The sequence below is a fragment of the Finegoldia sp. P1-F-LS genome (assembly GCF_052932205.1).
Genome location: NZ_JBRFJH010000006.1, coordinates 99,773 through 112,735, shown reverse-complemented (window position 1 = coordinate 112,735; position 12,963 = coordinate 99,773). Strand labels below are relative to the sequence as shown.

At 32.2% G+C, this 12,963-nt stretch carries 13 protein-coding genes and 2 rRNA genes; all 15 read left to right on the top strand.

The genetic code is table 11. The features are described from left to right. Nucleotides 1–176: ribosomal RNA gene (locus tag ACU68Y_RS06555) — 23S ribosomal RNA — on the top strand; the annotation flags it as partial. A 41-nt stretch (nt 177–217) separates the two neighbouring features. After that, nucleotides 218–334: ribosomal RNA gene (rrf, locus tag ACU68Y_RS06550) — 5S ribosomal RNA — on the top strand. A 1,036-nt stretch (nt 335–1,370) separates the two neighbouring features. Then, nucleotides 1,371–1,982 (top strand): thioredoxin family protein, encoded by a 612-nt coding sequence (locus ACU68Y_RS06545; RefSeq protein ID WP_094202738.1) that lies wholly within the window; start codon nt 1,371–1,373, stop codon nt 1,980–1,982. Then, entirely contained in the window at nt 1,975–2,658 is a 684-nt protein-coding gene (locus ACU68Y_RS06540; protein WP_002840306.1) for a cytochrome c biogenesis CcdA family protein, read from the top strand. Before ACU68Y_RS06545 ends, ACU68Y_RS06540 begins: the two co-directional genes overlap by 8 nt. 11 nt (nt 2,659–2,669) lie before the next feature. Continuing rightward, on the top strand, nt 2,670–3,986 hold the full coding sequence (rho, locus tag ACU68Y_RS06535) for a transcription termination factor Rho (RefSeq protein ID WP_002842130.1): 1,317 nt from the start codon (nt 2,670–2,672) through the stop codon (nt 3,984–3,986). Nucleotides 3,987–4,086: 100 nt separating this feature from the next. Further along, a complete protein-coding gene (rpmE, locus tag ACU68Y_RS06530; protein WP_002836835.1) occupies nt 4,087–4,290 on the top strand; it encodes a 50S ribosomal protein L31 in 204 nt (67 codons plus the stop codon). 77 nt (nt 4,291–4,367) lie between these two features. Then, nucleotides 4,368–5,264, top strand: a complete 897-nt coding sequence (locus ACU68Y_RS06525; RefSeq protein WP_316450908.1) for a DUF1385 domain-containing protein — start codon at nt 4,368–4,370, stop codon at nt 5,262–5,264. Continuing rightward, on the top strand, nt 5,258–6,049 hold the full coding sequence (gene prmC / locus ACU68Y_RS06520; RefSeq protein WP_446755684.1) for a peptide chain release factor N(5)-glutamine methyltransferase: 792 nt from the start codon (nt 5,258–5,260) through the stop codon (nt 6,047–6,049). Before ACU68Y_RS06525 ends, prmC begins: the two co-directional genes overlap by 7 nt. A 2-nt stretch (nt 6,050–6,051) precedes the next feature. Continuing rightward, the gene (gene prfA / locus ACU68Y_RS06515) at nt 6,052–7,119 is read left to right on the top strand and encodes a peptide chain release factor 1 (protein WP_002840294.1); all 1,068 of its coding nucleotides are present in this window, start codon (nt 6,052–6,054) and stop codon (nt 7,117–7,119) included. A gap of 88 nt (nt 7,120–7,207) precedes the next feature. Next, complete coding sequence (locus ACU68Y_RS06510) at nt 7,208–8,455, top strand: bifunctional folylpolyglutamate synthase/dihydrofolate synthase (RefSeq protein WP_002842127.1); 1,248 nt, start codon at nt 7,208–7,210, stop codon at nt 8,453–8,455. After that, nucleotides 8,442–9,347 (top strand): UDP-N-acetylmuramate dehydrogenase, encoded by a 906-nt coding sequence (gene murB, locus ACU68Y_RS06505; RefSeq protein WP_012290818.1) that lies wholly within the window; start codon nt 8,442–8,444, stop codon nt 9,345–9,347. Before ACU68Y_RS06510 ends, murB begins: the two co-directional genes overlap by 14 nt. Then, nucleotides 9,337–10,086 carry a PHP domain-containing protein gene (locus ACU68Y_RS06500; RefSeq protein WP_446755685.1) on the top strand — a complete coding sequence of 250 codons (750 nt, stop codon included), beginning with the start codon at nt 9,337–9,339 and terminating at the stop codon, nt 10,084–10,086. The genes murB and ACU68Y_RS06500 overlap by 11 nt, the downstream gene beginning before the upstream one ends. 8 nt (nt 10,087–10,094) lie before the next feature. Beyond that, on the top strand, nt 10,095–10,952 hold the full coding sequence (rapZ, locus tag ACU68Y_RS06495; RefSeq protein WP_002842161.1) for an RNase adapter RapZ: 858 nt from the start codon (nt 10,095–10,097) through the stop codon (nt 10,950–10,952). Then, a complete protein-coding gene (locus ACU68Y_RS06490) occupies nt 10,921–11,907 on the top strand; it encodes a gluconeogenesis factor YvcK family protein (RefSeq protein ID WP_002837756.1) in 987 nt (328 codons plus the stop codon). The genes rapZ and ACU68Y_RS06490 overlap by 32 nt, the downstream gene beginning before the upstream one ends. 1 nt (nt 11,908) lies before the next feature. Next, entirely contained in the window at nt 11,909–12,937 is a 1,029-nt protein-coding gene (locus ACU68Y_RS06485; RefSeq protein WP_060790806.1) for an L-threonylcarbamoyladenylate synthase, read from the top strand. Nucleotides 12,938–12,963 lie beyond the last annotated feature (26 nt).

Below are 12,963 nucleotides of genomic sequence, written 5' to 3'. Positions count from 1 at the left end.
GCACAGCTCGGTAGCTACGTCTGGGAAGGATAAGTGCTGAAGGCATCTAAGCACGAAACCAACCTCGAGATAAGATTTCTATGAGATTACTTGAAGAAAACAAGATAGATAGGTCAGAGGTGTAAAGATAGTAATATCAAAGCTAACTGATACTAATAAATCGAAAACTTGACTGGAAATATATACTGTTATTGATTGAAATGTAAAAGTAAATAAGTATGGTGATAAAAGCAAGAGGGATACACCTGTACCCATGCCGAACACAGAAGTTAAGCCTCTTAACGCCGATGGTACTACGATGGAAACGTCGTGGGAGAGTAGGTAGTCGCCAAACAATTAAGATCTAGTGATGACAATGTCCGCTAGGTCTTTTTTTGTGAGTTCTTTTAGCTATACTAATATAGAAAATGGTGTAAAGATTTCTCTAGACAATAGTCGCAAGAAGCACAAGGGTCAGAACCGTAGCAAACATCTCGCACGAATATCTAGACTACGAAAATAAATAAATTCTAAGCTTGTGAACCTAAAATCGCAAACTCGCTAACGCTCAAACAGTGCGATTTTTTAACGGTTCCCTTCGCTTGAATTTATGATTATTTTCTCCGTATGATATTCTTAGCTTCGATTGTTTGCTTGAAGGTTTCGCAAGATTTACAGTTGCAAGACACACAGAGCTCAAAAATCAGAGCAAACATCTCGCACGAATATCTAGACTCCGAAAATTAATAAATTCTAATCTTGTGAACCTAAAATTGTGAACTCGAGCAAAGCTCTCAAACAGCACAATTTTTTAACGGTTCCCTTCGCTTGAATTTATGATTATTTTCTCCGTATGATCTTCTTAGCTTCGATCGTTTGCTTTAAGGTTTCGTTATTTTGAGAATTGCAGAGCAAGGATAAAAATTGTGCAAAGACTTTGCAAGACTACAGTTGCAGGACAAAGATAGGTCAGACTAGAAGCAAACATTTCGCACGAATATCTTTGGTTAAAATTTAATGTTCTCACTCGCTCAGCCTCACTTCAGAAATCTTTTTTAAAGATAAAGAAATGTAGATTTACTCGTTCGAAGCGTCGCTCATGAAAAACATTAAATTTTATATAGTAATATTCTTAGCTTAGATTTTTGATTTTTTAATTTGAGGGATTTTCTATAGGAGATAGTAAATGATTCATGGATTTTTTTAAATTAAATATTTAAAATAAAACGAGTAAAGATTATTATAAATGTTTGTATGAATTTAGTAATGTTGTCATAAATATTTTAAAGAGAATGTTGAGGTGTAAATAAGAAGGTAAGTTTGATATAATAGTTAAGTAAATCAATAGTAATTTTAAATATGATTAATAGAAGCAAAGAAAGGAAATAATTATGAAGGATAATAAGTCGAAGATTTTTTTAGTTATAGGATTTATTGCTGTGGCTATTTTGGTCATGGTTTTTGTAAAAAAGAAGCCTAATGGAACAAGTGAAGTTAAGTCAAATCAATCTGAACAAAATGTTAGTGAAAGCTCGAACAGCTCTGAAAAGAAAGACACATCAGACTTAAATAGTTTCAAAGAAGCTTATAAGCAAGTAGACAAGGAAGATGTTTTATTTGCTGGTAAGGATGCTGGTTTTGAGAAGTTTTTCTCATACGATAAGCCGGTTTTTGTAAATTTCACTTGGATTGAATGTGCTCCTTGTAAGGAAATGGCTCCATATATTGAAAACACGTTCGATAAGTTTAAAGGAAAGGCTGTTGTTAAGGATGTTGAAGTTAATGTGAACAATGATTTCGCATCACAAGCTGGTATTAGGGTTACGCCTACTCAAATTTTCATTCCTTTAAAAGAAGATTTTAAATTTTCCGATAAAGCTAAGAGTGTGATGGATGAATATTTCCAAGAGGTTACTGTTAATGGTAAAAAGGGATATATTCACGAAGGTTTGTTGAAGGAAAATGAATTAGAGATTTTGATTTCGGATATGATCAATGGATAGTTTATTAGATTTTTTATCGAAACTAGTAAAAGATTATGTTTATTTGGCTCCGATTATTTCTTTAGTTGCGGGTATTTTGACTAGTTTTCTTCCCTGCTCATTGCCGATGATTCCAATTATAATTGGGTATTTGTCGGGAAATAATTACGATAGAAAAAAATCGTTCAAGGTAGCTTTGGTTTTTAGTTTAGGTAGTATTTTAGTTTTCACAATTTTTGGATTAACTGCTGCCTTGGTTGGTAAAATTTTAAATCAATTTAGTAGAGTATTTTATATTATTATTGGAATACTTTTAATTCTTATGGCGTTTCAAAATTGGCATGTTATCAAGATTATTAGTCTCAATAAGTCCAGTAAGATTACAAAAACTGGACTTCTGGGAGCTTTTCTAGCTGGTGTTATCCAAGCGGTATTCGCATCGCCATGTTCAACACCTGTTTTGGTTTCGTTGATGGCTATAGCGGCTAATACTAGAAACATTTTATTTTCTATTGTTTTATTTGTATTCTACGGCATAGGTAATTGTTTTTTGGTGTTTATGTCTGCTTTATTGATGGGTAAAGTCGAAGAGATTATTCAAAATGATTCATATACTAAGGTTTCTAAGATTATTGAAATAGTTCTTGGTGCAGTATTGATGTTATTTGGATTATATTTCTTGTACCAAGGTATTTAGGAGGAAATTTATTGGAAAAAGACGTATTAGAGTCAAAAAAATTGCAAGATTTGAAAATTATTGCTAAGGCTGTTGGCGTTGCAGGTATTAGCAAATACAACAAGCAAGATTTGATAGAAGAGATTATTAGTCAGGTTAATATTAATGAGAGGAATAATTCTGAAGAAGATTATGATGAATCATCTTCTAACGATGAAAAAGATTTGAAAGATCCATTAAAAGTTGAAGGGATATTGGATTTGCACGAAAATGGATATGGATTTTTGAGATCAGAAGGTTATGATTCAGGAGATGATGATATTTATGTTCCACCTGTTCAAGTTAGAAGATTTAAGCTAAAAACGGGAGATTTTGTAGAAGGATTATCTCGTGAAAAAAAAGATAAAGAAAAATTCAATGCTTTGATTTATGTGAACCGTGTAAATGGAGATACTGTTGAAAATCTAAGAAATAGGCCTGATTTTGAAAATTTGACGCCGATTTATCCAACAGAAAGATTAACGCTAGAAAGAGATTCTAACAATGTATCGATGAGAATTATGGATTTGATAAGTCCTGTTGGAAAGGGGCAAAGAGGATTGATTGTTGCCTCACCTAAAACTGGTAAGACGACTTTGCTTAAAAACATTGCAAATTCTATTAGAAAAAATTATCCAGATATTCACGTTATTGTTTTGTTGATTGACGAAAGACCGGAAGAAGTTACTGATATGAAGCGTTCTGTTTTGGGAGCAGATGTTGTAGCTTCAACTTTTGATGAGATGCCTCAAAATCATATTAGGGTTGCTGAAATCGTGATTGAGAGAGCCAAGAGACTTGTAGAACATAAAAAAGATGTTGTAATATTGGTCGATTCAATTACTAGATTATCTCGTGCATATAATGTTACTAGCCCTTATTCAGGTAAGACTTTGTCTGGTGGACTTGATCCTCTAGCATTGAATGGTCCTAAAAGATTTTTCGGTGCTGCGAGAAATATAGAAGAAGGCGGTTCTCTGACTATATTGGCGACGGCTTTGATAGAAACAGGATCTAGAATGGATGATGTTATATTCGAAGAATTCAAGGGAACTGGAAATATGGAAATCAAATTGGACAGGAATTTGTCAGAACAAAGAGTTTTCCCTGCAATTGATTTGAATAAATCTGGAACTAGAAAAGATGAATTGCTTCTTACTAAAGAAGAATTATCTGCAATTAATAAAATCAGAAAACAATTGAATTCACAAGAAAATAAAGATATTGCAGATCAAATTATAAAAATGATTAAAAACACAAAAACAAACAAAGAATTTGTAAAATCAATAAATGATTTGCAAAGTTTGTAAATAAAATTATAATGAAATATTCAAATTTGGTAGACAAGTTAATACTCATGTGTTATAATAGGTAAGTCGAAAATAATTTTGAGAAAAACGAGGTGATAATATGAAAAAAGATTTACATCCAGAATACCACGAAGCTACAGTAACTTGCGCTTCTTGTGGCAATACTTTTAAAGTAGGATCTACTAAAGAAAACATAAACGTCGAAGTTTGTAGTCAATGTCACCCATTTTATACAGGACGTCAAAGATTTGTAGAACATGGTGGTAGAGTAGAAAAATTCAAGAAAAAATACAACATGGATTAGCATTTTGCCAGTGCCTTTTTGGTGCTGGTATTTTTGTGTTAAAAAATAGATAATGAACAATGAAAAGGTAAATTGAAATGAAGAAAACTACAATTGGGGGACAAGCCTTAATCGAAGGAATTTTGATGAGAGGTCCTTCAAAGTATTCCATAGCCGTAAGAAAACCAGATCAAGACATTGATTTGGTTGTAAAAGACTTAGAAAACAATAAAATAAATTTGATGAAGATTCCTTTTATTAGAGGAGTTGTTAGCTTGTTTGATTCTATGAAATTAGGAATGGATGCATTGATGTATTCGGCAAGCTTCTACGAAGATGATAGCGAAAATTTTTTCGATAAACATTTTAAAAACAATGCCAGAAAGATAGAAAATGTGTTTTCTATAATAGTATCAGTTTCATTGGCGTTATTGTTTTTCTTCTTTATTCCAACTTTTCTTACATCATTTGTTAAGCTAAACCATTCATCTTTTAGCTTCAATTTAATAGAAGGACTGATACGAATTATAATATTTTTTACATATCTTTTTATAGTTTCTCATTCAAAAGATATGAAAAGAGTATTTGAATATCATGGAGCTGAACACAAAAGTATTTATTGCTATGAAAAAGGACTTGATTTGACAGTTGAAAATGTTAGAAAACAAAGTAGACTTCATCCAAGATGTGGTACTAGCTTTTTGTTTACTGTTATGATAATTTCTATTTTGGTTCTGGGCTTAGTTGGATGGCCAAATCCACTGATGAGAATGTTGTATCGTATAATATTACTTCCGGTGATTGTGTCGATTTCTTATGAGATTAATAGATTAATCGGAAAATACGATAATAAAATTACTGCAATGCTTGTTAAGCCAGGATTATGGGTTCAAAAATTTTTCACAGTAAGAGAACCTGATGACAAGATGATTGAAGTAGCTATCTTGGCGCTAAAAAATGTAATTCCAGAAAAAGAAGATGAAGATTTATGGTAATAAAGGATATTTATAATTTGTTCGATAAATCCGATTGTCTGATGATTTTGGAAAAATTGTATAACTATAATTTCTCTGACTCTATTATCCATTCAAATGACAAGATAAATGAGAATGATGAGAAAATAATATTAGAATACAAAAAACTTTATGATGAGGATATTCCAATCGAATATATACTTGGGTTTAAATACTTTTACAACAGAAAGTTTTACACAGATTCTAGTGTGTTGATTCCAAGATTTGATACTGAAATTTTGGTGGATGAAATAATAAATATAAATCGTAAGTTTGAAAACATATTGGAAATCGGGATTGGATCGGGGATAATATCAATCACTTTGAATTTGGAATTGAATTCAAAAGTTTTGGGAGTAGATATAAACGAAAAAGCCATTGAACTTTCCAAGAAAAATGCAGAGAGTTTGAATGCGACTAACGTTGAATTTATTTATTCTGATTTGTATGAGAATGTGAATTATAAGTTTGATTTGATAGTTTCCAATCCGCCTTATATAGACAAAAAAGATTTCAATTCACTTGAAACAAAAATTTTAAAAGAACCACGATCTGCACTTTTCGGTGGAGATGATGGACTGTATTTTTATAGAAAGATAATAAATCAAGCTAGTGATTATTTAAATGAAGATGGTATGCTCGCTTTTGAAATAGGTTATAATCAAAGAGAGAGCATATTTGAGATTTTAGATGAAAACGGATTTGAAAATCACTATTGCATAAAAGATTTTAACGGTTTTGATAGAGTAATAATTGCGAGGAGGTAATTATGTTTGAAAATTTAGATAGCGTTGTTGATAAATTCAAAGACTTAGAAGTAAAAGTCGCAGATCCTGAAGTTATCGCTGACATGGAAAATTGGACGAAATTAATGAAAGAACACGCTGATTTAGAACCAGTTGTTAATAAATATTTGTCATACAAAGATAATTTGAAAAATTTAGAAGAAGATAAGGAGTTGTTGGGTACTACTGGAGATAGTGAAATGGAAGAACTATTGAAAGATGAAATCTCAACATTGGAAGAACAAATCGAAAAAGACCAAGAAGAATTGAAGATTTTGTTGTTGCCAAAAGATCCTAACGATGAAAAGAACGTATTTATCGAAATAAGAGCAGGCGCCGGTGGAGATGAAGCGGGATTATTTGCTGGTGAACTTTTGAGAATGTATCAAATGTATTCCGACAAAAAACACTGGACAACTGAAATAATGGATATTCAACAACAAGGTGTTGGTGGAATCAAAGAAGTTGTAATGATGGTAAAAGGAAAAGGCGCTTATTCTAGATTAAAATACGAATCTGGAGTTCACAGAGTTCAAAGAGTTCCTCAAACTGAAAGTTCGGGAAGAATTCACACTTCTACTGCAACTGTTGCGGTATTGCCAGAAGCGGAAGATGTCGATGTAAAAATCGAACAAAAAGATTTGAGAATAGACGTGTTCAGAGCGAGTGGTAACGGTGGACAATGCGTAAACACTACTGACTCTGCTGTCAGAATTACACACATCCCAACAGGTCTTGTAGTAACATGCCAAGACGAAAAATCACAAATTAAGAACAAAGACAAAGCTATGAAAGTTTTGAAATCTAGATTGTATGATTTGATGGAAGAAGAAAAGAATAAAGATAGAGCAGATGCTCGTAAATCTCAAGTTGGTACTGGAGACCGTTCTGAAAGAATTAGAACTTACAACTTTCCACAAGGAAGAATTACTGACCACAGAATCAACAAAACAATATTCCAATTACAAAATTTCTTAGATGGAGATATCGAAGAAATGATTGATGATTTGACAAGCTACGATCAAGCTGAAAAATTAAAAATGATGAATTAAAAATTAACTCGAGTTTAATCGCTCGAGTTTTTTATATTATAGTAAGTAATGATATAATTAGATATATATTTAGATTTAGGAGATAAAAATGAATAGCGAATTAATTTATGAATATTTAGATAAAATCGGAAGAGATGGTTACAAGTTGGGACTTGATAGAATGCAAAAAACTTTGAAGATTCTAGGCAATCCCGAAAAAAGTTTTAAAATAATCCATGTTGCTGGAACGAACGGGAAAGGTTCCACATCAACTTTTATATACCAAACACTTAAAGAACATGGATATAAAACTGGACTTTTCACATCACCTCACATAATTAATTTCTACGATAGAATAAAAATCGACAAGGAAATTTCAGAAGAAGATTTCATGAGGATTTTCGAAATTATCAAGGATACTATTGAAGAAAATGATATAAAAGTGTCTACATTCGAATTTATAACTTTGTGTGCGATTTATTATTTTGCAGAACAAAAATGCGAATATGTTGTCCTTGAAGTTGGAATGGGTGGAAGATTGGATGCAACAAATGCTACAGATGAAACATTGTTATCAGTAATTACAAAAATTGGATTGGATCATCAAGAATATTTGGGAAATACATTGGAAGAAATCGCCTACGAAAAAGCTTGCATCATGAAGCAAAACGGAAGATGTGTCGTTTACGATCAACAAGAAAGTGTATTGGACGTTTTCAGAGAGGTCGCAGAAGAAAGAAACAACAAACTATATATTTGTGATTTTGATGAAGCTAAAAACATCGAAATCAACGCAACACACAATTCTTTTGATTGGAAAAATTTGCACATTGAAACTAGATTAGTTGGTAGATATCAATTATTCAACGCACAGTTAGCATTGACTGCGATTGACATATTAAGAGACGAACTTGATTTGTCTGATGAAGATATTATAAATGGTTTCAAAAACGCATACATTCCTGCAAGATTTGATGTAATTAGACACAATCCTACTGTGATTTACGATGGTGGGCACAATGCTGACGGCGTAAAAGCATTAAAATCATCAATAGAATCTGTGTTTGGCGATAAAAAAATTGTATTTGTTTACGGAGTATTGAAAGACAAAGACTACAACGACGAAATCAAACTAATTTATGAAAATGCCAAAGCATTTGTTACATTTACTCCAGATTCTCCAAGAGCATTAAAAGCAGAAGATTTGAAAAAACAAATTGAAGTTTATAGTGATAAAGTTGTTGCAAAATCAAATGTAAATGACGCCGTGGATTATGCTATTGAACATTTCAAGGATGATGTAATTATAATTTTTGGAACATTGTACAGTGCGGAGCAAGCTTATGAACATTTATAAACAAGTTTTTGATGGAAAAAACATCGGGGAAATCTTGTACGATGAACCGATGAAAAATCACACTACTTTCAAAATTGGAGGTAATTGTGATGTTATGATATTTCCACAAAATGAAGAACAAATAATAAATTCTCTCCAATTAATTAAACAAAACGACTTTGCATACAGAATTATAGGCAACGGATCGAATTTGTTAGTTAGCGATGATGGGCTAAGAGAAGTTGTAATTAAATTACACGATAATTTCAATGAAATAAGAATTGATGGTGATCTTTTAATAGCACAATCAGGCGCGTTATTGAGCTCTGTTAGTAAATTAGCTATTAACAACTCATATGCTGGTTTTGAAGCTGTTAGCGGCATACCTGGAGACATTGGAGGAGCTATTACAATGAATGCAGGTGCCTATGGAACAGAAATGAAAGATATTGTTCACAGAGTCAAAGTGATTGATACAGATTTGAAAGTAAAATATCTTAACTGTGACGAGATGGATTTTTCATACAGACACTCAAGAGTTCAAGATGAAAAATTAGTCGTTTTGGAAGTTGAATTTATATTAAAAAAAGGCGACCAAAAAGAAATTCTCGATAATTTTCATGACTACACAGAAAGAAGAACATCAAAGCAACCTTTAGAGCTTCCTTCATGCGGCTCAGTGTTCAAAAGACCAGAAGGACACTTCGCTGGACAATTGATTGATGAAGCAGGCCTCAGAGGCTATAGGTACAATGATGCGATGGTTAGTGAAAAGCATTGCGGTTTTATAGTTAATGTTGGAGATGCAAAATGCTCTGATGTTGTAGCTGTTATAGAACATGTGCAAAAAGTTGTGTTTGAAAAGTTCAATGTGAAATTAGAACCAGAAGTGAGAATTATCGGTGGAAAATAAAATAAAATTAACTAGAGAATATCACGTGCATTCAGTTTACAGTCGTAACAATCACGGGAAAAGTACAATCGAAGAAATTGTACAAGAAGCTAGAGCAAAAAAGTTAAAGACTATAAGCATAACTGATCACGGTCCAGGACATATGATGTATGGAATAAAAAGAAAATTAATTCCAGTACAACGTCAAGAAATCGACAGACTCAAAGAAAAATACGACGACATTGAAATTTTGATGGGAGTTGAAGCCAACGTAATTGGCTACGATGGAGAGATAGATATTAGAGAAGAAGAGAAGAAGTATTTTGATTTTATTAATGTCGGATTTCACAATGGAGTTAGATTTGTAGATAAGAAATCTTTTTATAATTATCATGTTTTAAAAAGATTGAGTTGGATGGGGCCATCAGTCAGGAAAAAAATGATTGATTTGAACACAAATGCAATGGTAAAAGCGTTGGAGAACAACGATATTTTTATAATAACTCATCCAGGAGATAAAATAGATGTGGACATCGAAAAAATCGCACAAACATGCGAAAAAACAAATACAGTAATGGAAATTAACAACCACCATCCACATTTATCAGTAGAAGAAATCAAAATTTCTTCACATTATAATGTTAAATTTAGTCTAGGAAGTGATGCTCATCACAAGAAAAATATTGCTAATGTGAATGACAGCATCAGAAGAGTAATTGAATCAGGTTTGGATATTAGTAGAATTATAAACATCGATTAGGAGAATTCATGGAAGTTGTAATTGTTACAGGAATGAGTGGAGCTGGCAAGAGTGCTAGCAGCCATATTTTAGAAGATTTGGGATATTATACATTAGATAATATGCCTCCATCTCTTTTATTAAGTTTTATAGATTTGACTACAAAAAGCAAGAAAAAAATCAATAAAATAGCGTGCGTAGTTGACATTAGAGGTGGAGAATTCTTCGCTGATTTGATGAAGTCAATAACACTTTTGAAAAATCAAAGCATTGATGTAAAAATATTGTATTTGGATGCATCGGATGAAATTCTAATCAGAAGATACAAAGAACACAGAAGACCACATCCTTTGGCTATCAATGGAAATATTTCACAAGGAATTTCTAATGAAAGAGAACTTTTGAGTGAAGTTAGAAATTCAGCAGATTCAATTATCAACACATCAAATCTTACACTAGGAGAATTGAGAAGAAAAATTTTATATGTATTTTCTCTTAAAGATGTAGACACCAAACTTGCAATATCCGTTGTATCATTTGGATTTAAGCATGGGATTTTGTTGGATGCAGATTTGGTATTTGATGTAAGATTTCTCCCAAATCCTTACTACATTGAAGAATTAAAAAAATCTTCGGGATTAAATACAGATATCAAAGATTATGTATTCGGATTTGATGAAGCAAATGAATTCTTAGATAAATTAGTAGATATGGTGGAATTTTTGATTCCCAAATATTCAAAAGAAGGAAAAACAAACTTGGTTATAGGAATAGGATGCACCGGTGGAAAGCACAGGTCCGTTGCAATAGCACAAGCTTTGACAGCAAGGCTTGAAGGAAATGGAGAAAAAGTTTATGTATCCCACAGAGACCAAAAATTTTGGTAAAAAAATAGTAACTATCGGTGGAGGAACAGGAAATTCTATATTATTAAGAGGAGTAAAGAATTTCACATCAAACATAACCACAATTGTGACTGTGGCTGATGATGGTGGTGGAAGTGGAGTTCTTAGAGAAGATTTGGGAATGCTACCTCCTGGTGATATTAGAAACTGTCTTGTGGCGCTAGCTAATACTGAACCGATAATGGAAAAATTAATTAATTATAGATTTTCAAATGGCCAATTAAAAGGACAGAGCCTAGGTAATTTATTGATAGCAGCGATGAATGATATATGCGGAGATTTCAATGAAGCGATAAAAGAAATAAGCAATGTCCTTGCGATTACAGGAAAAGTGTTGCCAATGACTTTAGATAATGTCAAATTATTCGCTGAATTGGAAGATGGATCTACAATTGAAGGTGAATCTAACATCACGTTTTTGAACAGAAAAAACGGAGGTAAAATCAAAAGGGTATACACATCACCAAAACTTATTTTGCCATTGAAAGAATCCATAGATAGTATAATGGATGCAGATATTGTTCTATTAGGGCCAGGATCATTATACACATCTATAATTCCTAATCTTCTAGTAACAGATATATCACAAGCACTAAAAGAAACAAAGGCAGAAGTTGTGTACATATTGAATATAATGACACAACCTGGAGAAACTAATGGCTACAGCGTTACAGATCATGTAGCTGCCATTATCGATCACGCAAATTCAAATATTATCGATAAAATAGTCGTTAATTCCAAAGAAGTAGACAAATATGCCAAGTACAGATACAAATCAATCGAAAATTCTACTCCTATATATCTTACTGATGAAGATCGTGAAGATATGAAAGAATTAGGAATAGAAATTATCGAAGCAGATATATGTGATATAAGCTATGACTACATTGTACACGATCCTAATAAACTAATGAAAGCTATATTAGAAAGATATTAATATGAATACAATTATAGAAAATTTAGATGAAAAAAATAAAATACAAGCACTTGAAAAAGCTGCAGAGTTGATAAAAAATGGAAGTGTAGTAGCATTTCCTACAGAAACTGTTTACGGATTAGGTGCAAATGGATTGGACGAAGAAGCTTGCAAGAAAATATTTGATGTCAAGAGAAGAAAAAGAGATAATCCATTAATTTTACACGTAACTAACGAAGATATGGTGAAGAATTTATCATCAGAAATAACTGAAGATCAGAAAAAATTGATGGATAATTTGTGGCCAGGCCCATTGACTATAATTTTTAAAAAAAGTGATAAAGTTAATGATGTGGTAAGTTGTGGTGGAGATACAGTTGCAATTAGAAATCCTTCTGATGAAATTGCAAGATTTTTGATAGACAAATCAGGATGTCCAATAGCAGCTCCTTCTGCAAACAAATCAGGAAGACCATCTCCAACTAACGCTCAAGATGTATACAGCGATATGCAAGGCGAGATTGAAATGATTTTGGATGGAGGAAGCTGTAACATTGGAATTGAATCAACAGTTGTTGATTTGACAGAAAAACCTTACACAATACTTCGACCAGGTTTTTACACAAAAGAAGATTTGGAAGAGTATTTGGATGAGGTTGTTTACGATAAATCATTAATTGATTCTAACACTATTCCAAAATCGCCAGGACAAAAATACAAACACTACGCACCCAAAACAAAACTTATAGTAATCAAAGGAAACATGGATAACATACAAAATTATGTTGATAGCTTGGGAATAAATACCGATGAAGTTGGATTTATACTCACAGAAGAAACTGCAGAAAATGTAAATTTTGAAAATGTAAAAATAATTTCGAAAAGAAATGATTATTTAAATTTTGCGCATAACATATTCACATACCTCAGAGAATTAGACAAATTCAACTACAAATTATTAATTTGTGAAGGGGTAAATGAACAAAAAATGGGTATAAGTATAATGAACAGACTTAAAAAATCTTGTGCTAATAACATAAAAGTAATTTAGTGTGTTATAATAAAGAGTATAAAGTT